This window comes from Leptothrix ochracea, assembly GCF_041083635.1.
In the GTDB taxonomy this organism is placed as follows: domain Bacteria; phylum Pseudomonadota; class Gammaproteobacteria; order Burkholderiales; family Burkholderiaceae_C; genus Sphaerotilus; species Sphaerotilus ochraceus.
Genome location: NZ_JBFPHB010000006.1, coordinates 39,168 through 60,077 on the forward strand (window position 1 = coordinate 39,168; position 20,910 = coordinate 60,077).

At 60.1% G+C, this 20,910-nt stretch carries 27 protein-coding genes and 1 tRNA gene; 5 read left to right on the top strand and 23 right to left on the bottom strand.

What is annotated here, in order from left to right:
* Positions 1-14: 14 nt before the first annotated feature.
* From nuoF to AB3X39_RS02760, 13 genes are all read right to left on the bottom strand, one after another.
* Entirely contained in the window at positions 15-1,358 is a 1,344-nt protein-coding gene (gene nuoF / locus AB3X39_RS02700) for an NADH-quinone oxidoreductase subunit NuoF (RefSeq protein WP_369415818.1), read from the bottom strand.
* A 53-nt stretch (positions 1,359-1,411) separates the two neighbouring features.
* Positions 1,412-1,939 (bottom strand): NADH-quinone oxidoreductase subunit NuoE, encoded by a 528-nt coding sequence (nuoE, locus tag AB3X39_RS02705; protein WP_369415819.1) that lies wholly within the window; start codon positions 1,937-1,939, stop codon positions 1,412-1,414.
* A gap of 5 nt (positions 1,940-1,944) precedes the next feature.
* The gene (locus tag AB3X39_RS02710; protein WP_369415820.1) at positions 1,945-3,198 is read right to left on the bottom strand and encodes an NADH-quinone oxidoreductase subunit D; all 1,254 of its coding nucleotides are present in this window, start codon (positions 3,196-3,198) and stop codon (positions 1,945-1,947) included.
* 8 nt (positions 3,199-3,206) lie between these two features.
* Positions 3,207-3,806: an NADH-quinone oxidoreductase subunit C gene (locus tag AB3X39_RS02715; protein ID WP_369415821.1), complete on the bottom strand. Its 600-nt coding sequence runs from the start codon at positions 3,804-3,806 to the stop codon at positions 3,207-3,209.
* 14 nt (positions 3,807-3,820) lie between these two features.
* Complete coding sequence (locus tag AB3X39_RS02720) at positions 3,821-4,297, bottom strand: NuoB/complex I 20 kDa subunit family protein (RefSeq protein ID WP_047484384.1); 477 nt, start codon at positions 4,295-4,297, stop codon at positions 3,821-3,823.
* A 46-nt stretch (positions 4,298-4,343) separates the two neighbouring features.
* Positions 4,344-4,703, bottom strand: coding sequence for an NADH-quinone oxidoreductase subunit A (locus AB3X39_RS02725; protein ID WP_369415822.1), 360 nt, complete (start codon positions 4,701-4,703; stop codon positions 4,344-4,346).
* A gap of 153 nt (positions 4,704-4,856) precedes the next feature.
* Positions 4,857-4,941 (bottom strand) — tRNA-Leu (locus AB3X39_RS02730).
* A 132-nt stretch (positions 4,942-5,073) separates the two neighbouring features.
* Positions 5,074-5,454 (bottom strand): preprotein translocase subunit SecG, encoded by a 381-nt coding sequence (secG, locus tag AB3X39_RS02735; protein ID WP_369415823.1) that lies wholly within the window; start codon positions 5,452-5,454, stop codon positions 5,074-5,076.
* Between the two features lie 34 nt (positions 5,455-5,488).
* Positions 5,489-6,238, bottom strand: coding sequence for a triose-phosphate isomerase (gene tpiA, locus AB3X39_RS02740; RefSeq protein WP_369415824.1), 750 nt, complete (start codon positions 6,236-6,238; stop codon positions 5,489-5,491).
* 38 nt (positions 6,239-6,276) lie between these two features.
* On the bottom strand, positions 6,277-7,272 hold the full coding sequence (locus AB3X39_RS02745; protein ID WP_369415825.1) for an NAD(P)H-quinone oxidoreductase: 996 nt from the start codon (positions 7,270-7,272) through the stop codon (positions 6,277-6,279).
* Positions 7,273-7,307: 35 nt separating this feature from the next.
* Complete coding sequence (gene pnp / locus AB3X39_RS02750) at positions 7,308-9,635, bottom strand: polyribonucleotide nucleotidyltransferase (RefSeq protein WP_369415826.1); 2,328 nt, start codon at positions 9,633-9,635, stop codon at positions 7,308-7,310.
* Between the two features lie 258 nt (positions 9,636-9,893).
* Positions 9,894-10,157, bottom strand: coding sequence for a 30S ribosomal protein S15 (gene rpsO, locus AB3X39_RS02755; RefSeq protein ID WP_407069379.1), 264 nt, complete (start codon positions 10,155-10,157; stop codon positions 9,894-9,896).
* A 175-nt stretch (positions 10,158-10,332) separates the two neighbouring features.
* Complete coding sequence (locus AB3X39_RS02760; protein WP_369415827.1) at positions 10,333-10,551, bottom strand: cold-shock protein; 219 nt, start codon at positions 10,549-10,551, stop codon at positions 10,333-10,335.
* Positions 10,552-10,574: 23 nt separating this feature from the next.
* On the opposite strand from AB3X39_RS02760, the gene AB3X39_RS02765 reads away from it, so the two are divergent.
* The 4 genes from AB3X39_RS02765 (at position 10,575) to AB3X39_RS02780 (ending at position 12,711) form a co-directional block, all read left to right on the top strand.
* Positions 10,575-10,727, top strand: coding sequence for a hypothetical protein (locus tag AB3X39_RS02765; protein ID WP_369415828.1), 153 nt, complete (start codon positions 10,575-10,577; stop codon positions 10,725-10,727).
* A 108-nt stretch (positions 10,728-10,835) separates the two neighbouring features.
* Positions 10,836-11,801, top strand: coding sequence for a ribosome biogenesis GTPase YlqF (gene ylqF / locus AB3X39_RS02770; protein ID WP_369415829.1), 966 nt, complete (start codon positions 10,836-10,838; stop codon positions 11,799-11,801).
* Between the two features lie 8 nt (positions 11,802-11,809).
* Positions 11,810-12,448 carry an SOS response-associated peptidase gene (locus AB3X39_RS02775; protein WP_369415830.1) on the top strand — a complete coding sequence of 213 codons (639 nt, stop codon included), beginning with the start codon at positions 11,810-11,812 and terminating at the stop codon, positions 12,446-12,448.
* Positions 12,445-12,711, top strand: coding sequence for a YkgJ family cysteine cluster protein (locus AB3X39_RS02780; protein ID WP_369415831.1), 267 nt, complete (start codon positions 12,445-12,447; stop codon positions 12,709-12,711). Before AB3X39_RS02775 ends, AB3X39_RS02780 begins: the two co-directional genes overlap by 4 nt.
* 11 nt (positions 12,712-12,722) lie before the next feature.
* On the opposite strand, the gene AB3X39_RS02785 is transcribed toward AB3X39_RS02780, so the two are convergent.
* From AB3X39_RS02785 to AB3X39_RS02805, 5 genes are read right to left on the bottom strand one after another with little or no spacing between them, the layout of a single operon-like run.
* Complete coding sequence (locus AB3X39_RS02785; protein WP_369415832.1) at positions 12,723-13,181, bottom strand: GNAT family N-acetyltransferase; 459 nt, start codon at positions 13,179-13,181, stop codon at positions 12,723-12,725.
* A gap of 55 nt (positions 13,182-13,236) precedes the next feature.
* Positions 13,237-13,461, bottom strand: coding sequence for a BrnA antitoxin family protein (locus AB3X39_RS02790; RefSeq protein ID WP_369415833.1), 225 nt, complete (start codon positions 13,459-13,461; stop codon positions 13,237-13,239).
* Positions 13,458-13,745: a BrnT family toxin gene (locus AB3X39_RS02795; protein ID WP_369415834.1), complete on the bottom strand. Its 288-nt coding sequence runs from the start codon at positions 13,743-13,745 to the stop codon at positions 13,458-13,460. Before AB3X39_RS02795 ends, AB3X39_RS02790 begins: the two co-directional genes overlap by 4 nt.
* A gap of 35 nt (positions 13,746-13,780) precedes the next feature.
* Positions 13,781-14,329 (bottom strand): hypothetical protein, encoded by a 549-nt coding sequence (locus tag AB3X39_RS02800; protein ID WP_369415835.1) that lies wholly within the window; start codon positions 14,327-14,329, stop codon positions 13,781-13,783.
* Complete coding sequence (locus AB3X39_RS02805; protein ID WP_369415836.1) at positions 14,313-14,948, bottom strand: nuclease-related domain-containing protein; 636 nt, start codon at positions 14,946-14,948, stop codon at positions 14,313-14,315. The genes AB3X39_RS02800 and AB3X39_RS02805 overlap by 17 nt, the downstream gene beginning before the upstream one ends.
* Before the next feature lie 82 nt (positions 14,949-15,030).
* Here AB3X39_RS02805 and AB3X39_RS02810 point away from each other — a divergent pair, with 82 nt between their 5' ends.
* A complete protein-coding gene (locus AB3X39_RS02810; protein WP_369415837.1) occupies positions 15,031-15,162 on the top strand; it encodes a hypothetical protein in 132 nt (43 codons plus the stop codon).
* Between the two features lie 346 nt (positions 15,163-15,508).
* Here AB3X39_RS02810 and AB3X39_RS02815 read toward each other — a convergent pair whose 3' ends face one another.
* Genes AB3X39_RS02815 through AB3X39_RS02835 form a run of 5 tightly spaced genes read right to left on the bottom strand, consistent with a single transcriptional unit; the run spans position 15,509 to position 20,883 of the window.
* Complete coding sequence (locus tag AB3X39_RS02815; protein ID WP_369415838.1) at positions 15,509-16,042, bottom strand: hypothetical protein; 534 nt, start codon at positions 16,040-16,042, stop codon at positions 15,509-15,511.
* Positions 16,043-16,086: 44 nt separating this feature from the next.
* Entirely contained in the window at positions 16,087-17,328 is a 1,242-nt protein-coding gene (locus AB3X39_RS02820) for a M20 family metallopeptidase (RefSeq protein WP_369415839.1), read from the bottom strand.
* Complete coding sequence (gene uraD, locus AB3X39_RS02825) at positions 17,325-19,121, bottom strand: 2-oxo-4-hydroxy-4-carboxy-5-ureidoimidazoline decarboxylase (RefSeq protein WP_369415840.1); 1,797 nt, start codon at positions 19,119-19,121, stop codon at positions 17,325-17,327. Before uraD ends, AB3X39_RS02820 begins: the two co-directional genes overlap by 4 nt.
* A gap of 8 nt (positions 19,122-19,129) precedes the next feature.
* Positions 19,130-20,098 (bottom strand): allantoinase PuuE, encoded by a 969-nt coding sequence (gene puuE, locus AB3X39_RS02830; RefSeq protein WP_369415841.1) that lies wholly within the window; start codon positions 20,096-20,098, stop codon positions 19,130-19,132.
* Between the two features lie 8 nt (positions 20,099-20,106).
* A complete protein-coding gene (locus AB3X39_RS02835) occupies positions 20,107-20,883 on the bottom strand; it encodes a GntR family transcriptional regulator (protein ID WP_369415842.1) in 777 nt (258 codons plus the stop codon).
* Between the last annotated feature and the right edge of the window lie 27 nt (positions 20,884-20,910).

Genomic DNA, 20,910 nt, shown 5'->3' on the forward strand with positions numbered 1-20,910 from the left:
GCGCCAGTTCGACTTCAGACGTAAGCGGGGACCATGCAGGTCTTGTGTTCGATGTGGTGAACGAACTCATGCCGGTAATGCTTGATCATGGCCCGTACCGGCATGGCCGCCGCATCACCCAAGGCACAAATCGTGCGCCCCATGATGTTTTCAGCCACGTTGTCCAGCAAGTCCAAGTCTTCAGCACGGCCTTGACCGTGCTCAATGCGATTCACCAACCGCCACAGCCAACCCGTGCCTTCACGGCAAGGGGTGCACTGACCACAGGATTCATGCGCGTAGAAATAAGACAAGCGCAGCAAGCTCTTGACCATGCAACGGCTGTCATCCATGACGATGACCGCGCCCGAGCCCAGCATCGAGCCCGCCTTGCTGATGGCGTCATAGTCCATCGTGCAAGCCATCATGATCTCGGCCGGCAACACCGGTGAGGACGAGCCCCCAGGGATCACGGCTTTGAGCTTTTTGCCGCCCTTCACCCCACCCGCGAGTTCCAGCAGGGTTGCGAAAGGCGTGCCCATCGGCACTTCGTAATTGCCCGGACGCTCAACATCACCCACCATCGAGAAAATCTTGGTGCCGCCGTTATTGGGCTTACCGCATTCGAGATAGGCCTGACCACCGTTGTTGATGATCCAAGGCACGGCGGCGAAGGTTTCGGTGTTATTGATCGTGGTCGGCTTGCCGTAAATACCAAAGCTGGCCGGGAACGGCGGCTTGAAGCGCGGTTGGCCTTTTTTGCCTTCGATCGATTCGATCAGGGCGGTTTCTTCACCGCAGATGTAGGCCCCAAAACCGTGATGGGCGTGCAACTGAAAGCTGTGCGCGCTGCCAAGGATGTTGTTGCCCAAATAGCCAGCGGCGCGCGCCTCTTCCAAGGCCTCTTCAAACCGGTCATAGACCTCAAAGATTTCGCCGTGGATGTAGTTGTAGCCCACGCTGATACCCATCGCCCAAGCGGCGATGATCATGCCTTCGATGACGATGTGCGGGTTGTAGTTCAGGATGTCACGGTCCTTGCACGTACCCGGTTCACCTTCGTCCGAATTGCAAACCAAATACTTTTGCACCGGCAAAGCACGCGGCATGAAGCTCCACTTCAGCCCCGTGGGGAAACCCGCACCGCCGCGACCGCGCAAGCCCGAAGCCTTGACTTCAGCGATCACTTGCTCCGGGCTCATGCCGGCGCCGTCCAAGGCCAGCACCTTGCGCACAGCTTGGTAGCCACCGCGTGCTTCGTAGTCTTTCAGACGCCAATTGCGGCCATTCAAGCCGGTATAAATCTGCGGCTGGATGTGCCGGTCGTGGAAACAGGTTTCCTGGCCTGTGGCCTGAAACTTGGAAAGGTCCAACGTCATCGTGGTCAACTCCGTCTCTGCCGTCTTTGCTGCTGTGCCGTGACGATGGATGTTCAAGCGCCCTGCCCGGCATGCGCCTGCAAGGTCTGAACCAACTCATCAAGGCGGTCATGGCTCATGAAACTGAGCATTTGGCGATCATTGACCAGCATCACTGGTGCATCGGCACAAGCACCCAAGCATTCGCAAGGCTGCACCGTGATCAACCCATCTTGGGTCGTACCACCGGGTTCAACACCCAGCTTGGCGCACAGATGATCGAGCGCCGCTTGCCCGGCACGCAACTGACAAGGCAAATTGGTGCAGACGTTGAGCTTGAAGGTCCCCACCGGCTGCTGGTTGTACATGTTGTAGAAGGTCGTGACCTCCTTGACCGCAATCGCGGGCATGCCCAGATAGTCGGCAATACCTTGCTCGGCCTCGGGAGACACCCAGCCGGCTTCTTGCTGAGCAATGGCCAGACAAGCCATCACGGCCGACTGCTTCTGATCGGCGGGATATTTGGCAACTTCGCGCGCAAAACGCGCCAGGGTGGCTTCACTGAACATGATGGGGGCGGTCGGGTTCGGGTGCGGCGACATGGGGTTCAACGGTCAATCTCACCGAACACGATATCCATCGTGCCGATGATGGCCACAGCGTCGGCAATCATGTGACCGCGCGACATTTCATCCAAGGCCGCCAAGTGCACAAAGCCTGGGGCGCGGATCTTCAGGCGATAGGGCTTGTTGGCACCGTCGCTGACCAGATAGATACCGAACTCACCCTTCGGATGCTCAACGGCTGCGTAGGCTTCGCCTTCGGGAACATGGAAACCTTCGGAGAAGAGCTTGAAGTGATGGATCAACGCTTCCATCGAGGTTTTCATGCCTTCGCGCGACGGCGGAGCCACCTTGTGGTTGTCGGTGATGACCGGCCCCGGATGGACACGCAGCCAATCGACGCACTGCTTGATGATGCGGTTCGACTGACGCATTTCTTCGATACGCACCAAGTAGCGGTCGTAGGTATCGCCGTTCACGCCCACCGGAATGTCGAAGTCCATGCGGTCATAGACGTCGTAAGGCTGCTTCTTGCGCAGATCCCATTCGATGCCCGAACCACGCAACATCGCACCCGTGAAACCGAGATTGATCGCGCGCTCCGGCTCGACCACACCGATACCCACCGTGCGCTGCTTCCAGATGCGGTTCTCGGTCAAGAGCACTTCGTACTCATCGACCAAAGCCGGGAAACGCTGGACGAAATCGTCGATGAAATCGAGCAGTGAGCCTTGGCGGTTTTCGTTCAGCTTGGCAATCGCCTTGGCGTTGCGCACGCGGCTGGCTTGATACTGCGGCATGGTGTCGGGCAGATCACGGTAGACACCGCCCGGACGGAAATAGGCTGCGTGCATCCGCGCACCCGACACCGCCTCGTACATGTCGAACAGGTCTTCCCGCTCGCGGAAGCAGTAGATCAAGATGTTCATGGCGCCACAGTCCATGCCGTGGGCACCCAACCAAAGCAAATGGTTCAGCAAGCGGGTGATTTCGGCAAACATCACACGGATGTATTGCGCACGCACAGGCACATCGACCCCCAGCAGTTTCTCAACCGCCAAGCAGTAGGCGTGCTCGTTGCACATCATCGAGACGTAATCGAGCCGGTCCATGTAGGGCAGCGACTGCATGTACGTCTTGGTTTCGGCCAGTTTCTCAGTGGCCCGGTGCAACAACCCGATGTGCGGGTCCGCACGCTGAATCACTTCGCCATCCAGCTCAAGCACCAAACGCAGCACACCGTGCGCCGCTGGGTGCTGGGGACCGAAGTTAAGGGTGTAATTCTTGATCTCAGCCATGACTCGCCTCAGTGCAGACCGCCGTAGTTGTCTTCCCGGATGATCCGGGGCGTAATCTCACGGGTCTCGATCGACACCGGCTGGTAAATCACTCGCTTTTGCTCCGGGTCATAACGCATTTCAACGTGTCCCGTGACTGGGAAATCTTTGCGCATCGGATGCCCGATAAAACCATAGTCGGTCAAAATGCGCCGCAAATCCTCATGGCCTTCGAAAATAATGCCATACATATCAAAGGCTTCGCGCTCAAACCAGTTGGCAGCACCCCAAATAGTATTGACCGAAGGAATGCGCGGGAAATCATTGTCCGCGCAGAAAACCTTCAAGCGCAGACGCCAGTTATGCCGAATCGACAAAAGGTGCAGCACCACGCAATAACGCAGGCCCTCCCAAGGCTCATCCTTGTAAGCGCCGTAATCCACACCGCACAAATCAATCAACTGCTCAAAAGCCAGTTCATGGTCTTCTTGCAGCACCAGTGCGGTGGTTTGGTAATCTTCAGCGCTGACCGTGATCGTGATTTCACCGCGAGCATTCACTTGCTTCACGATCCGCTCACCGAGCACATTTTCAAGGGCCGCCGTCAGTGCTTGGAGTTTCTGAGTCATGCTATTTCCTCAGCTCAACGAGCAATGGTGTTTTCGCGCCGGATCTTGGCTTGCAGCTGCAAAATGCCATAGAGCAACGCTTCCGCCGTCGGCGGACAACCCGGGACATAGACATCCACCGGGACAATCCGGTCACAACCACGCACCACCGAATAGCTGTAGTGGTAGTAGCCACCGCCATTGGCGCAAGAACCCATCGACAAAACCCAGCGAGGTTCAGCCATCTGGTCATACACCTTGCGCAGAGCCGGAGCCATCTTGTTGCACAAGGTACCCGCCACAATCATCAGATCGCTCTGGCGCGGACTTGGCCGGAAAAGCATGCCAAAACGATCAATGTCATAACGGGCCGCACCCGCATGCATCATCTCGACCGCACAACACGCCAACCCAAAGGTCATGGGCCACAACGAACCGGTCTTTGACCAGTTGATCAGTGTATCCACACTTGTTGTGACAAAGCCTTCCTTGAGAACGCCTTCAATACCCATTGCTTATCCCGTCATCCAGAGCCGAACAGAGAGAGTCAAAAAAGGATTATTCCCAATCCAACGCCCCTTTTTTCCACTCGTAGACAAATCCAACGACCAGAATCCCGAGGAAGACCATCATGGCCCAAAAGCCTGCCGCCCCAATTTCCTTCAGGGACACAGCCCACGGAAATAGAAAAGCGATCTCCAAATCAAACAAAATAAAGAGAATGGCCACCAAGTAGTAGCGCACATCAAACTTCATGCGCGCATCTTCGAAGGCTTCAAAACCGCACTCGTAGGGAGAGTTTTTTTGCGCATCCGGCCGCTGAGGACCCAGCAAAAAACCGAGGATTTGAGGAGCGATACCGACCCCAATGCCCACGAGAATAAAAAGAAGAACAGGAAGGTACTGGTCGAGGCCCATGATTACAAACGTCTCTCCGTGCCGAATCAGACAGCAAAAAGCGCGCCTGCATCAGTCGTCGATTTTGACAGAACTGCACAAAGAGCGCGCCGCGTACTTTCCCCAATACCTGACCAAAAACTGACGTCAGTCAGGTATTGTTTTTTATTTGCTTGGTGCCGACGGCGAGACTCGAACTCGCACAGCTTTCGCCACTACCCCCTCAAGATAGCGTGTCTACCAATTTCACCACGTCGGCACAAACTTCGTCCAAGTCACTGACTTGATCCCTTGAAGGGCCGGTCAACAACCTGAAGCCCTGCATTCTATCGCCAAATTGTGCTCAGCTCAAGACTGCCAAACACAATGGTCGGATAAAAATCCAAGATGTTTATCGCCCGGGAATTTGTGCTGGGGCTTGAGTCGGGATGGTCACGCTATTCACCGAACTCGCTGCTTGCACAGAAGCCGATGCCGCCGGACGCATTTGAGCGGGACGATCGAGCACCGACTCAGCAGCCGCAGCCGCGCCGCGCTGATGCCCAAAGTACGCCAACACCAAAGTGGCAGCAAAGAACACCGTGGCACTGACTGCCGTGGTCCGCGACAGGAAGTTCGCACTGCCCGTGGCACCAAACAGGCTGCCTGATGTGCCGCTACCAAAAGCAGCCCCCATATCGGCACCCTTGCCGTGTTGGATCAAAACCAAGCCAATCATGGCCACAGCAGAAAGGATCTGGAGGGCCAGAACCAAGTTCATCACGATATGCATCAGACGGGACTCCTCAGGAAAAGATGCAGAAATATCAGGCGGCAGCCCGAACAATGGCGACAAAATCAGCCGCTTTAAGTGCAGCGCCACCAATCAGCCCGCCATCAATGTCGGGCTGCGAAAACAAAACGGCAGCGTTATCAGGCTTGACGCTACCGCCGTACAACAACGTCATCTCAGCTGCGCGCGCCGTCGCAGCAGCAAGTTGGGCGCGCAACACGGCATGCACCGCCTGGGCTTGCTCGGGCGAGGCCGTCAAGCCCGTACCGATGGCCCAGACCGGCTCATAGGCCACCACGATTTCACCGATGCACTGCCCCAAGGTGTGGATCACCACCGAGAGTTGACGCTTCACCACCGCTTCGGTTTCACCGGCTTGACGCTGTGCCAAAGTTTCACCCACACAAACAATCGGGGTGATGCCGCGCGCCAGCGCCGCTTTGGCTTTGTCGGCCACGATTTGATCGCTTTCACCGTGATAGGCCCGACGCTCTGAGTGGCCCACGATGGCGTAGCGGCAACCGAATTCCACCAACATGGCGGCGGAAACTTCACCGGTATAAGCGCCTTGTTCGTGCGCAGACACGTCTTGCGCCCCCCAAGCCAAGCCAGAGTTGGCCAAGGTCACGGCCACTTCGGACAAATAAGGGAACGGCACACACACCGCCGCATCAGCCCCCAAGGGGCGAACAGCCAAGATGCCTTGCAGCAATTCCGCATTGGCTGCGTGATTGCCGTGCATTTTCCAGTTACCAACAACGAGTTTGCTGCGAGCTTGGGTCATGACGATTCCTTGTCTCTTGATGTCTACTGCTTTGTTGTTCACCACGCCAGCACGATCTTGCCGATGTGCTGGCCACTTTCCATCAGGGCGTGTGCCTCAGCGGCTTTTGAAGCCGGCAGCACCGCATGAATCACGGGTCGGATCTGACCCGAAGCGATACGCGGCCAGATGTGCTGCTTGAGCGCTTGGGCAATCGCCGACTTGAATGCCACCGAACGCGCCCGCAAGGCTGAGCCAGTGATCACCAAACGGCGCTGCAAGATCAAACCCGCATGGATGCTCGCTTTGGAGCCCCCCTGCACCGCGATGATCACCAAACGGCCATCCTCGGCCAAGCAGGACAATTCACGCGCGACATAGTCACCCGCCACCATGTCGAGGATCACATCCACCCCTCGACCATCGGTCAGGCGCAACGCCTCGGTGCTGAAATCCTGCTCACGGTACGCGATGGCGTGATCGGCCCCCAGACGCAAAGCGGCCTCGCACTTGGCGGCACTGCCCGCTGTCACAAGCACCTTGGCGCCGAGCGCTTTGGCCACTTGAAGGGCCATCACACCGATCCCGCTGGTGCCCCCCTGAATCAACAGGGTTTCCCCCGCCTTCAGACCGGCTCGATCCACCACGTTGGACCAAACGGTGAACAGCACCTCGGGCAAGCTGGCCGCGTCAATGTCTGTCAGACCTTGGGGCACTGGCAGACATTGGCCGATCGGTGCAACACAGGCTTGGGCATAGCCCCCGCCGCTCACCAAGGCGCAAACACGCTGCCCGATCGCCAAACCAGCTTCAGCCAGCTCAGCCAAGCTGTCGGGATGCACCGCTTCGATCACGCCGGCCACCTCCAAGCCCGGCAAATCGCTGGCTCCTGGCGGTGGCGGATAGACGCCTTTGCGTTGCAACACATCGGGCCGATTCACCCCGCTGGCAGCCACCCGGATCAGCACCTCGCCGGGTGCTGGCACGGGCAGCGGACGCTGCACCCAGCGCAACACATCGGCCGCGCCCGGTTGGCTGATTTCAACAGCGTGCATGTCCACAAGCAGCAGCCAGAGCGAGCGGTTGTGGGTTATTGCTGTTGTTGCTGCTGAGCTTGGGTGTCGTCACCGGCACCTTGCTCGACAGCACCGTCAGCACGCGCTTCATGACGCGGCTCACGCTCACCACGATCGCTGCGTTCTTGGCGCGGCGGACGATCGCCACGTTCACGGCGCGGACCACGGTCACCACCACGATCACCATAACCACCACCGTCGCGATCACGACGCGGCGGGCGGTCTTCGCTGACGGCTTCCATGCCTTCCGGACGCTCGATCAGCGCCTTCATCGACAGCTTGATGCGACCCTTGTCGTCGGTCTCCAGCACCTTGACCTTGACGATCTGACCCTCGGTCAGGAAGTCGGTGACCTTCTCGACGCGTTGATGCGCGATCTGGCTGATGTGCAGCAGGCCATCCTTGCCGGGCAGCACGTTGATCAAAGCACCGAACTCCAAGATCTTGACCACGGGGCCTTCGTAGACCTTGCCGATTTCAGCTTCAGCGGTGATGTCGGTGATGCGCTTCTTGGCCAGTTCAGCCTTTTCAGCGTCGGTCGAAGCGATGGTGATGGTGCCGTCTTCACCGATGTCGATGTGACAGCCAGTTTCTTCGGTCAGCGCACGGATGACCGAGCCACCCTTGCCGATCACGTCACGGATCTTTTCCGGATTGATCTTCATGCTGTACAGACGCGGTGCAAATTCGGAGACTTCCGTGTTGGCACCGGCCACTGCCGTGGTCATTTTTTCCAAGATGTGCAGACGCGCTTCCTTGGCTTGAGCCAGCGCGACTTGCATGATTTCCTTGGTAATGCCCTGGATCTTGATGTCCATTTGCAAGGCGGTGATACCACCCGTGGTGCCGGCCACCTTGAAGTCCATGTCGCCCAAGTGATCTTCGTCACCCAAGATGTCGGTCAGCACCGCGAAGCGGTTGCCTTCCTTGATCAGGCCCATGGCGATACCCGCCACGTGGGCTTTCATCGGCACACCGGCGTCCATCATGGCCAAACAGCCACCGCAGACCGAAGCCATCGAGGACGAGCCGTTCGATTCGGTGATCTCAGAGACCACGCGCACGGTGTAGGCAAAGTCTTCACGGTTCGGCAACAACGGCACCAGCGCGCGCTTGGCCAAACGACCGTGGCCGACTTCGCGGCGCTTGGGCGTGCCCATGCGGCCGGTTTCGCCGGTGGCGAACGGCGGCATGTTGTAGTGGAACAAGAACTTGTCTTGGAACTCACCGGCCAGCGCGTCGATCTTTTGCGCGTCTTGATCGGTACCGAGGGTGGCGATCACCAAGGCTTGGGTTTCACCCCGGGTGAACAGCGCCGAGCCGTGGGTACGCGGCAGCACGCCGGTACGAATTTCGATCGGACGCACGGTGCGGGTGTCGCGACCGTCAATACGCGGCTCGCCCGACAGGATCTGACCACGCACGGTGGCAGCTTCGAGTTCGAACAGCAGGTTTTCGACCTTGACGTCGTCAAAGCTCACACCTTCAGCCGTCAAAGCTGACTTGATGTCGGCATAAGCGGCACGGCAAGCGTGGGTACGGGCTTGCTTGGAACGGATCTGATAAGCGGCCTTGATCTTTTCTTCGCCCAGCGCCTTGACCTTGGCGATCAGGTCTTCGTCCTTGGCCGGAGCTTGCCAATCCCAAGCAGGCTTGCCAGCGTCACGCACCAGTTCCTTGATCGCTTCGATGGCGACCTTGCCTTGTTCGTGACCGAACACCACGGCGCCCAGCATCACGTCTTCCGGCAGCTGGTCGGCTTCGGACTCCACCATCAGCACAGCAGCTTCAGTACCGGCCACCACCAAGTCCATCTTGGACTGGCTGAGTTGGGTCGGGCCCGGGTTCAAGACGTATTCACCGTTGATGTAGCCCACGCGCGCACCAGCGATCGGGCCATTGAACGGGATGCCAGAGATGGCCAGCGCAGCGCTGGAGCCGATCAAGGCGGCGATGTCGGCCGAAACTTCTGGGTTCAACGACATCACGTGCACCACGACTTGGACTTCGTTGTAGAAGCCTTCGGGGAACAACGGGCGCAGCGGGCGGTCGATCAAGCGGCTGGTCAGCACTTCCAGTTCAGAAGGCTTGGCTTCACGCTTGAAGAAGCTGCCCGGAATGCGGCCAGCAGCGTAGGTCTTTTCGATGTAATCGACCGTCAGGGGGAAGAAGTCTTGGCCCGGCTTGGCGTTCTTGGCGCCGACCACGGTGGCGAGCACCACCGTGTCTTCCATGCTGACCATCACGGCACCGCCCGCTTGACGCGAGATTTCACCGGTTTCCAGCGTGACGGTGTGTTGACCCCATTGGAAGGTCTTAGAGACTTTATTGAACATGCTCATGCGTTTTTCCTTTGCCGCTTTAGCGGCTGGTTGCATCCAAACGGTGGGATGCGACACCCGGAGTCGGTTCATGGGCGCAATGCCATTCCAGCGAAGCACCGCAGCCCTGAGGCCACGGAACGCCGGTGGAATGACACAGCAGCGCGATCAAAGACCGGAACTCCACCAACAAAAAAGCCAACACAAAGAGCCCGTTCTGGAAACTGACGTCCAGACAGGCTCTTCATGGGAGCGTACGTAACAAGTACGTGACGCGAATTACTTACGCAGGCCCAGGGTCTGGATCAGCGCGGTGTAACGACCTGCATCGCGGCTCTTGAGATAGTCAAGCAGCTTGCGACGACGGCTCACCATGCGCAGCAGACCACGGCGACCGTGATGGTCCTTCATGTGGGCCTTGAAGTGCGGGGTGAGGTGGTTGATACGAGCTGTCAGCAGTGCCACTTGCACTTCAGGAGAGCCAGTGTCGCCAGTACCACGAGCGTGGGCGGCAACGATTTCAACGGTATTGATGTTCGACATGTTGATTTCCAAAACGATGGAAACCGCGTCGCAGCCGAGCGCGGGGGCGCCTGCTGCCGACGGTTTCCGGGTTGACTTGCGGACACAGGTGAAACCGACCCGTGCCGTGTGGACTTCTCGAACCCGGGCCTTGAGCAAAGCTCAGAGCCCGGGCACGAAGCCCGGGATTATAGGCTTACAGCGGGCGGATGTTGGCCGCTTGCAAACCCTTGGGACCTTGCTTGGTCTCAAATTCGACGCGTTGGTTTTCTTGCAGGCTGCGGAAACCGCCACCGTTCTTGATTTCGCTGTGGTGAGCGAACAAGTCCTTGCTACCGTCTTCCGGCGTGATGAAGCCGAAGCCCTTGCCGTCGTCAAACCACTTCACGATGCCGACTTGTGTTTGGGTACTCATGGATGATGTTCCTTGGAGTGTTGATGAAAAAAGAAAAAGCCACCCTGCAAGCCATGAAACAGCCAGCAGGAACAGAGACACTCAAGAAACGTCAAACCGGGGAAATTCCACCTGAGCCGACCACGCAAGAGAACAAAAGCACATCAAGCGAAGTGGGTAAAAGAGCAAGACCTTGAAAAAAACGGCCTTGTGTATGTCTGCGGCGCGGAGTGTAGCGCACTATGCCTTGGAGCGAGGTGATAGATTCACCCGCCCAAACCCTAACCCCCAAGAAAGACTCCCCGATGGCGATCCAATGGTTTCCCGGTCACATGCACTTGACCCAGAAAGCCATCACCGAACGGTTCAAGGATGGCATCGATGTCGTCATCGAACTGCTCGATGCTCGGCTGCCCGGCTCCAGTGCCAATCCACTCTTGGCCAAACTTGCCCAAGGCCGCCCAGCCTTGAAGGTGCTGAACAAACAAGATCTGGCCGACCCGCTGCAAACCGAAGCCTGGCTGGCGCATTACAACGCCCTGCCCCAGACCCAAGCCTTGGCGCTTGACGCCAGCGTCACCGCCCCCGCGCAGCGCCTGATCGCCGCATGCCGCGCCTTGGCACCCACACGCGGCGGCATGGCCAAGCCGATGCGGGTGCTGATCTGTGGCATCCCCAATGTGGGCAAATCGACCTTGATCAACACCATGGTCGGCAAGCGGGCTGCTAAAACCGGCGACGAGCCCGGCATCACCAAGCTGGAGCAGCGTATCGCCTTGGCGCCCGACTTCTACCTCTACGACACCCCCGGCATGCTCTGGCCCAAGATCACCGTGCCCGAGAGCGGCGAAAACCTTGCCGCCAGCGGCGCGGTGGGCCGCAACGCCATGGACGAAGACGTGGTGGCCGCCGCCTTGTTGGGCTACGTGCGCCAGCACTATCCCGGCCAGATCGAGGCGCGCTACAAACTCGACCCGAGCAAGCTTGATCTGAGCGCCCTCAACGCCGCTGAGTGGCTGGTCGTCATCGGCAAAAAGCGCGGCGCCATGCTGGCTGGGGGACGCGTCAACCTGCAAAAAGCAGCTGAGATGGTGCTGCACGAGTTCCGCGCTGGCACCTTGGGCCGCATCACGCTTGAAACCCCCGAGGAGTACAGCCGCTGGGTCGTGGCCGCTGAGGCGGTTGAAGCCGCCGCCCAAGAGAAAAAGCACGCCCGCAAAGAAAAACGCCACAGCTCGCGCCAACCCGCCACTGAAACGTCACCGGAGTAAACCCCGCGATGTGCGTCCACTTTCAAACCCAAGGCCGGGACGTGTTTCCGGGCCAATCGGCCTCGATCTGGCTCAAAGGTCCGCTCAAGGATCAGCGGGTCTGGGCGCGTTTCGGCCTGATTCCCAGTTGGGCCAAGGATGAAAGCTTGGCACGCCATACCCTCAACGCCCGCAGCGAGAGCGTGGCTGAAAAGCCCAGCTTTCGCGGCCCTTGGCGCTTGGGTCAACGCTGCGTGGTGCCGATCAGCACCTTTTTTGAGCCCTGCTGGGAAAGCGGCCACGCTGTGCGCTGGGGCATGCGCGCCGTCCCCCCCGAAGAAGAACTGCTCGCCGCCGGGCTTTGGGACAGCTGGCAGCCGCCAGCCAGTCACTCTGAAGGCCACCCCGAGCGCCCCGCCGAGGCCACCCTCAGCTTCACCATCTTGACGATCAACGCAGACAACCATCCCTTGATGCGCCGCATGCACCGGCCCGGCGACGAAAAGCGCATGCCCGTTTTGCTGCGACCCGATCAGGTCGAAACGTGGCTCAACCTGCCCGCCCACGCCAGCGACACCAGCCGCGCCTTGTTCAACAACACCTTCGATCTGCGCGGCGAGCCCATGCCCCTGCCCAACCAGATCGACATCAACCTGTCGCTGTTTTGAGCGCCGCCCCCACCTGCCGCCTTGGCTGCGGTGCCTGCTGCATCGCCCCGTCCATCAGCAGCCCCATCCCCGGCATGCCCCACGGCAAACCCGCAGGCGTGCCCTGCATCCAGCTCGACCCCCACCTCGGCTGCCGCCTCTTCACCCACCCCAGCCGCCCTGCCGTCTGCGCCGGCCTCCAACCCAGCACCGACATGTGCGGCCCCCACCGCGAACACGCCCTGCACTGGCTCGGTCGGCTGGAAGTGCTGACAGCGCCGTAGAAAAGCGGGGCTCATGGCTCAGTGACCCGGCGGTTGTAAGTCCAAAACACCTCGTCTCGAACCCACCCTAGGGATGCGTACAAAGACTGGGCTGGAGCGTTGGTTTTGGCGGTGGTGAGGTCCATGCGCGCCTTGCCATCCGCTGCCGCCCGCAGCTCAGCCGCTTCGAGCAAGCGTCGCCCGGCACCACTTTGACGGGCAGAAGGGATCACAAAAAGGTCGTAGAGCACATAAATGGGCTTGGCTTCGACCGAGCAAAACGAGGGATAAAGCTGGCAGAAGCCGACCAATGCCGACCGTTTGTCTTCAGCCACCAAGATGACCGACTCGCGCTTGTTGAAGCGCTCGCTGATGAACCCATGCGCCAGCACCAGATCAGGCGCTTGTGCATAGAACTGCCGGTACAAATCAAACAAAACCGCGATGGCCGGCAGGTCGCCTTGCTGCGCTTCTCGGGTGATGAAAGTCATGGAGTCGTTGCGTCGTTGCGTCGTGACCGCGAACAATCATTCAGTGATTGCCAGATCAAACCGCTTGCGGCCAATTGATCTGCAACTTTCGATGATTAGCAAGGCAGTCACGCAGGTACAGATTGATGAGACTCTGGTACGGGATACCTGCTTCCTCAGCCATGCCCTTGAAATACTCCAAAACGTCTTCAGAGAGGCGCATGGTGACCGGCTTCTTCAGCTTTGATGCGTATGGATTCTTGCGAGCCTTCAGCTTGGAGAGGTCGTATTCAGCTTTCATGTCGAACCACCTTGGTAGAACGCGCTTTCACGCTTGGTTGCCTTGCGAGCGGAAATGATTCGGATGATCTCGCCATGTTCGCGCTCGCAATGACACACGATGAGCAATTTGGCACCAGAGCTCATGCCCAACATCAGAAAACGATCCTCGTCCGACGAATGTTGTTCATCGAAAAATTGAAGGGCGAATTCGTCATAGAAAACAGATTTCGCTTCCTCGAAAGTAACTTGGTGCTTCTTGAGATTGGCCGTAGCTTTGGGCGGATCCCATTCGAACTTAATCATGCGTACATTGTATGTACGGTATTTCGTTCGTCAATTTACATCAGCCCCGCTTGCAACGCTGCGCTCATGTCGGCAGGGAGCGATTGCACGCCTTTGATCACGCCGGGGCCACCGTTGCGCCAGTGGATAGAGAACTGCCGATCCGGTTCACGCCGACCCGGCAAGTAGCGCGCCACGTCGATGAGCACCTCCGTGCCACCATCAATCAGGGCTGCGGATGAAAAGAGCTTCACCGTCGGGCCAAGCTCTCGGACGGTCAACACAAGGAGCAGATCCGATCCGGGCGGAACAACGGGCTCTGGGCTACTTGCATCTGCACGGCCAATCACCACCGATGCAAAGCACTTCGCCCCCGCAAAAAAGTCAGCCACCCCCTGCGCCGCCGCAGCCTCGCGGGCCCACACATCCTTCTGGTTCGCCCGCCAGCCCGTGCCCCAGCGCACCGCCGCTTTCAGCCCCGACTGCGGCTGACACACCGCCCCTTGATCCGCCGGCCAAATTGCCACCGTCGTGGTGGCACTGCACGCCGCCAACAACATAGCAACGACGATTCCTGCGGCTTTTTTGCTAGTGAGGTGATTCACCATGCCTCCGCTTCAAGCTCTGCACATGTTCGACATCCGTTTCCCCGGTGATAGCGAGGCGTGCAGTCTCAAGCCGACCAACACAGAACTGAACTCGATTGAGCGACATAACTTCAGTTGTTTGCTCACGGATGTGATCAACAAAACCAGAAAGACTAAAAACTCCGTAAGGAACTTCTGTCTTGAACTCAGCTTCTCCCGTAAAAACAACCACTGATTTGACGGTTTCGGGAGGCAGAAAATCGAGCAACTCCTGTACAGCGCGAACATGCCGAGAGTTCTGAAGAATTGGATTCTGAAACCTGAACTTCCATCGATACAAAACCTGAGACCACTGGGCCTGCGCCGCATTCCCAAAGATCCAACCTCGGTAATCTTTCGTTTCGATGACGAAGACGCCAAATCTAGAAACAAGAACATGATCAACCTGCGTGGTGCCATCACCTAGCCGCAAAGTGATGTGGTTCATCAAGTGATAGTCAGGAGCAAAAAAGTTCTCCTGTGCTGCACGGGACAACCTTGCTTCGCCACGATTTTGAAAGGCATACCAACGGTGCTGCCTACGACCAAGCACATAGCCAATGGCAAGTACGAAGAGAAAGTAGAAGATCGTTTTCACGCGGCTTGCATTTCAATTTTTAATCTGAAGCTTCGCCGTCCGAAAGTCCTGTGCAAACCACTAAACCACTGTCGTGCGAAACATGCGCTCTAACTACATCTCAACACCACCCGCCGACCTGCGGGATGCGGCCTATCGCGCTGGTGATGCTTCCCTGAGTCGGCATCGTAAGTCAGACGGTCCGCTGCAAAGCACCTCGTGGATCAACTTCTGAGGCGGGTGTGAGGGCTTCGACAGGCTCAGCTCGAACGGGGTGTGGGCGAGTCATGCCCGTCGATGGGGCTGGGTGATGGGCATGCTTGGGGACATGGGGGTGACGGCTCGGGCGCACCGAGGTGCCTGCTCGGGAGTGAGCTGCTCATGTTTGACAAACAAGCGGGGTGTGCTTGGGAGCAATGAGGTCGGTGCTTGGGCACACCGGGGTCACTGCTTGGGCGCACCGAGGTGCCTGCTCGGGAGCGGGCTGCTCATGTTTGACAAACAAGTGGGGCGTGCTCGGGAGCACGGAGGTCGGTGCTCGGGCACACCGAGGTCAATGCACGGGTGCAGTGCGTGGTTGTTCAGTCATCCCGAGCACGACCCACTGAGGTGAAACCGCTGGCGACCCAAGCTTCGGCGCTGGTGCGGGTGAGCTTGAAGGTGGGTGAGACGCGGAGTTGGGCCAGCGCTTCGTCAGTGCTGCTATCCACAGCGGCCAGCAAGGCGTAGGGGTGGTCTTCGTCGGGGACGATGTCGAGGCTCACGAGGATGCGCTGCTCGGCGGTATCGACACGGATCTCTTTGTGCAGTTGGGCGCGCAGTTGCTGCTCGTGGCGGCGGATCACCTCGCTGGCGGTTTTGACCAAGGTGTTGAAGGCCGCGGTGTCGAGCGGCTTCGGGTCTTTTTTGTTGCGGCCCATGGTCCACGGCCCGACCAAGGCGGGTTCGGACTGCCCCGCAAGGTACATCGCCACCGCCCAACCGTCGTCGTCCTCGTTCTTGATCACCTTGGCCGTCCAGCCGTTGTCGCGCCACAGGCGCGGCTCGTGCAGGACGTCATCAGGGGCAGCAACGGGATCGGTGGTTTCAGTGTCAAAGGCAGGATTCGGGATCATGGACAAGAGTCTAGAGCCCGCCGCCCTTGGAAGGTAAGGACTTGCTAGCCCAACACATCCACCAGCGTCCGTGCCACCACCTTGGTGGCGCGGCGCAGGTCTTCGAGCACGAGGTGTTCGTCGGCGCGTTTGGCGTTGCTTTCAAACACGGTGCGCGGGCCGGCGCCGTAGATGGCGGCGGGGATGCCGTAGGCACCGAACAGTCGCACATCGGTGTAAAGCGGGGTGCCGGAGGTCGGGATCGGCTCGCCAAATACCGCTTCGCCGTGACGTTGCAGGGCGGCCACCAAGGCGGCGTTGCCCGCTTGGGGCTGGAGCGACTCAGCCAACAGCAGGCGGCGGATTTCGACGCGCAAGCCGGGGTAAGTGGCAGCGGCTTCTTCGATCACGCGGCGCACATCGGCTTCAACCTCGCTGGAGTTTTCTTCGGGGATCATGCGGCGGTCGAGTTTGAAGACCACCTTGCCCGGCACCACGTTGGTGTTGGTGCCGCCTTCGATCCGGCCCACGTTGAGGTACGGATGCTTGATGCCCGGCACCTGCGACGTCACAGCCTTGTAGCGCTGGTTCTGGGCGTAAAGCGCGTTCAGGATCTGCACGGCGCCTTGCAGCGCGTCGATACCGGTGTCGGGAATGGCGGCGTGCGCCATCTTGCCGTGCACCGTCACTTCAAGCTGCAAACAGCCGTTGTGCGCGGTAACCACTTGGTAACTAAAACCGGCAGCCAAGAGCAAGTCGGGCTTGGTCAGGCCTTGCTGCAACAGCCAACCGGGGCCGAGTTCACCGCCAAACTCTTCGTCGTAGGTAAAGATCAGCTCGGCCGCCCCTTTCAGCGCCAGCCCTTGCGCGGCGCTCACGGCCTCCAAGGCGCGCACCGCAAAGGTGTAGGTGGCGAAATCGCTCTTGCTCACGGCCGAGGCCCGACCGTAGAGCTTGCCGTCCACCACCTCCGCACCGTAAGGGTCGTGCGTCCAGCCCTCGCCGGGCGGCACCACGTCGCCATGGGCGTTGAGCGCGATGGTCGGCCCACCTGCACCGTAGCGGCGACGCACGATCAAGTTGGTCAACGACTCCAAGCCGTAATCGTGCACGGCTTGCGCTGGCACGGGGTAAGCCGCCACCTCAAAACCGAACGCCGTCAGCAACTCAGCGGTGCGCTGGGCGTGCGGGGCGTTGTTGCCGGGCGGGGTGTCGGTGGGCACGCGCACCAAGGCTTGCAGAAAAGCCACTTGCTGGTCGAAATGCTGGTCGATCCAAGCGTCAAGCAAAGTGTGGAGGGTCGTCATGGGGTCATCTCGCGTTCAAGTTGGTCCACCAAAGTTTTGAAGGCCTGCACGGCCAGCTCGGCGTCGTCGCTGGTGATGCTCTCCAGCGGGTTGTGGCTGATGCCACCGTTGCCGCCCCGCACAAACAACATCGCCTGCGGCAAGAGCTCGTGCAACTTCATGGCGTCGTGCCCGGCCCCGCTGGGCAAGGTGTGCACCGGCAAGCCCAGCTGCGCCACAGCGCGCTCCCAGCGGGCCTGCCAAGCCGGATCACTCGGTGCCGCCGGGGCACGCATGGTTTCTTCGAGCTGGGCATGCAGCCCGCGTGCGGCGCAAATCTCGTCCAAGTGACGCCGCACATCGGCAAGACAAGCGTCGCGTGCGGCGTCGGTGGTGGCGCGGATATCAAGGCTGAAGCGACAGCAGCCCGGCACCACGTTGATGGAGCCGTTGGGCACGCTGAGCATGCCGACCGTGCCCACCACGTGCTGCACCGACGCGGCGCGTTGTTCGACAAAGAGCAGCAGCTCAGCCACCGCCGCCGCCGCGTCGCGCCGCCGACCCATCGGCGTGGTGCCGGCGTGGCTGGCCTGACCGCGCACCTCGCCCATCAGCCGCACGCTGCCGTTGATCGAGCTGACCACGCCGAGCGGCAAGTCCAGCTCGCTCAACACCGGCCCTTGCTCGATGTGAACCTCGACAAAGCCGAGATAGCGCGCCGCGTCGCGGGCCAGCGCGGGGATCTGCGCCACGTCCAAACCGGCCTCAGCCAACGCAGCACGCATCGGGATGCCTTCGGCATCGAGCTGATCGAGCCACATGGGCTCGAACTGCCCCACCAACGCACTTGAGCCGATGAAGGTGGCTTTGTAGCGCTGGCCCTCCTCTTCGGCAAAGCCAACCACCTCGATGCCAAAAGGCAGCCGCCGACCGGCGCGGTGCAGCTCGCGCACCACGGCCATCGGCACCAAGATGCCCAAACGCCCGTCGTATTTGCCGCCGTTGCGCACGGTATCGAAGTGGCTGCCGGTGAGCAGCCGACGGGCCTGCGGCTCCGTGCCGTGATAAACCCCCACCACATTGCCCACGGCGTCGATGCCGACCTCATCGAAGCCACAGTCCTCGCGCATCCAGCGCACCAACTGCGCCGCGCAAGCGCGGTGCGCCTCGGTCAAATAGGTGACGGTCAACTCGCCGCGTTCGGCGTAGCCCGGCTCGCTGTGCTGCGCCAGCTGCTCGGCCCTATCCCAAACCTGGTGGCCCAGCTCGGGACTCAGCCCGAACTTGTCGCCCAAGCGGATCTCGGCGATGCGGTGGATGTTGCGCAAACACTCAGCGCGCTCGTCCTCCGGGTGCGCCGTCAGCCGCCGCTCAAAGGTGGCGATGATCTCCTGCCGCCCCAAACCTTGGCCACGCGGGCCACGCACCGCCAAGATGAAGGGAAAGCCAAAACGGGCGTTGTAGTCGGCGTTGAGCTGCTGCAACTGTGCAAATTCAGCCGGGGTGCAATCGGTCAAACCTGCGCGGCTTTGCTCGCCGGTCGATTCCATCGTCAAGGTTTTGCTCACCATCGCCTTGCCCGCCAGCTCAGGGTGGGCGCGGATCAGGCCGAGTTGTTCGTCCAGCCGAGCGTGGCGCACCACCTCGGCCAGCACCTGCTTGAGGTGCGCCAAGCTCTTGAACGGCCGCTGGGTGGCGGCCCGCGCAGCGATCCACGGCGAATGCTCATAGGTGCCGTCGAGCAAGGCGACACATTCAGCAGGCGTGGCGGCGTTGAGCTGCTCAATCGTTAGGCGTGGCATGAGAGAAGACATGGGCGAGCTCACTCCCACACAAAGGCGGTGGCCGGGTTGAAGGGATGGGTTTGGCGCCAGTGCCGGGCGATGTCGATGCGGCGCGTGATCCAGACCCGGTCGTGGCGTTGGATGTGATCCAAAAAGCGTTGCAGGGCCTTGATGCGCCCCGGTCGGCCCAACAAGCGGCAATGCATGCCGATCGACATCATCGACGGCTGCTGTGCGCCTTCGGCGTACTGCACGTCAAAGGCGTCGCGCAAGTATTCAAAAAACTCGTCACCGTGGCTGTAGCCCTGCGGCAAGGCAAAACGCATGTCGTTGCAGTCCAGGGTGTACGGCACCACCAGCTGCGGGGCCAAGCTGCCATCGGTTTTGCGCACCTGCAACCAAAACGGCAGGTCGTCGCCGTAGTAATCGCTGTCGTACTCGAAGCCCCCCAAGTCAGCCACCAGCCGACGGGTGTTGGGGCTGTCGCGGCCGGTGTACCAGCCCAAGGGCCGCTCGCCGGTGAGCTGCTCGATGAGGCTCATGCCAAGGCGCATGTGCTCACGCTCCACGGCTTCATCAAGGTTTTGGTAATGGATCCAGCGCCAGCCGTGGCAAGCGATCTCGTGGCCAAGTTCTTTGAAGGCGGCAGTGAGTTCGGGATGGCGTTGCAGCGCCATCGAGACCCCAAACACCGTCAGCGGCAGGCCGCGTTGTTCGAACTCACGCAGGATGCGCCAAACGCCCACGCGGCTGCCGTATTCATAGACGCCTTCCATGCTCAAGTGCCGCGCCGCAAAGGCCGGCGGATTGAACATCTCGGAGAGAAACTGTTCGCTGCCCGCGTCGCCATGCAACACCGAGTTCTCGCCGCCCTCTTCGTAGTTGAGGACGAACTGCACGGCGATGCGCGCGTTACCGGGCCACTGGGCGTGGGGCGGGTTGCGACCATACCCGACCAAGTCACGGGGGTACGGCGTGGTGGAAGAAGGATGCAGACCGGCGTTCATACGTGGGTTCAACCTTGGGTTTTTCGACGAGATGGGCTGGCTTTGGCGGGCGCAACCTGTGGGAGCAACACGCTGGCCAGATCGGGCACACGCGGATGCAAGCGCAAATTGCGCTCCACCTGCCCAAGGTGCGCCGTCATCAGCTGTTCAGCCGCTTCGGCATCGCGGCGCACCAGCGCTTCGACCAACTGGCGGTGTTCGCCGTGCGATTGCTCGGCCGAATGGGCGCTTTGATACATCAACGAAATCAGCGCGCTGCGCCGCAGCAAGTCGTCAAGCAGTTGTGCCAGCACCTCGTTGCCCAACATGCGCGCCAACAGCACATGAAAGTCGGCCAAGAGCCGCGTGCGCCCCGGCACATCGGTGCGCGCCACCGCCGTGGCCTCGGCCTGCAAGTGGGCTTCCAAACGCTGCTGCATGTGGCGCAACTGGCTGTCGCTGAGCTCGGTGCAGAGCTGACGCACCATGGCCGACTCCAGCATGGCGCGCACCGCAAAGACCTGCTGCGCTTCAGCCACGCTGGGCTGAGCGACAAAGGCGCCGCGCGCGGGCTCCAGCGTCACCAACCGATCGCGGCTGAGCTGATGCAAGGCTTGGCGCACAAGGGTGCGCGAGACCTTAAAAATGTCAGCGATGGGTTGTTCAGCCAATTTGGTGCCCGGCATCAGGCGGCGCTCGACGATGGCCGCCGTGATGGCTTGGACGATACGCTGGGTGCTGTCGTCTTGCACGCTTGGCGAATCGAGCAAAGCGGAGGAAGGGTTGGCAGGGGCTTGGCGCGACATGATCGAAAGTGTATACACTTTGAAGAA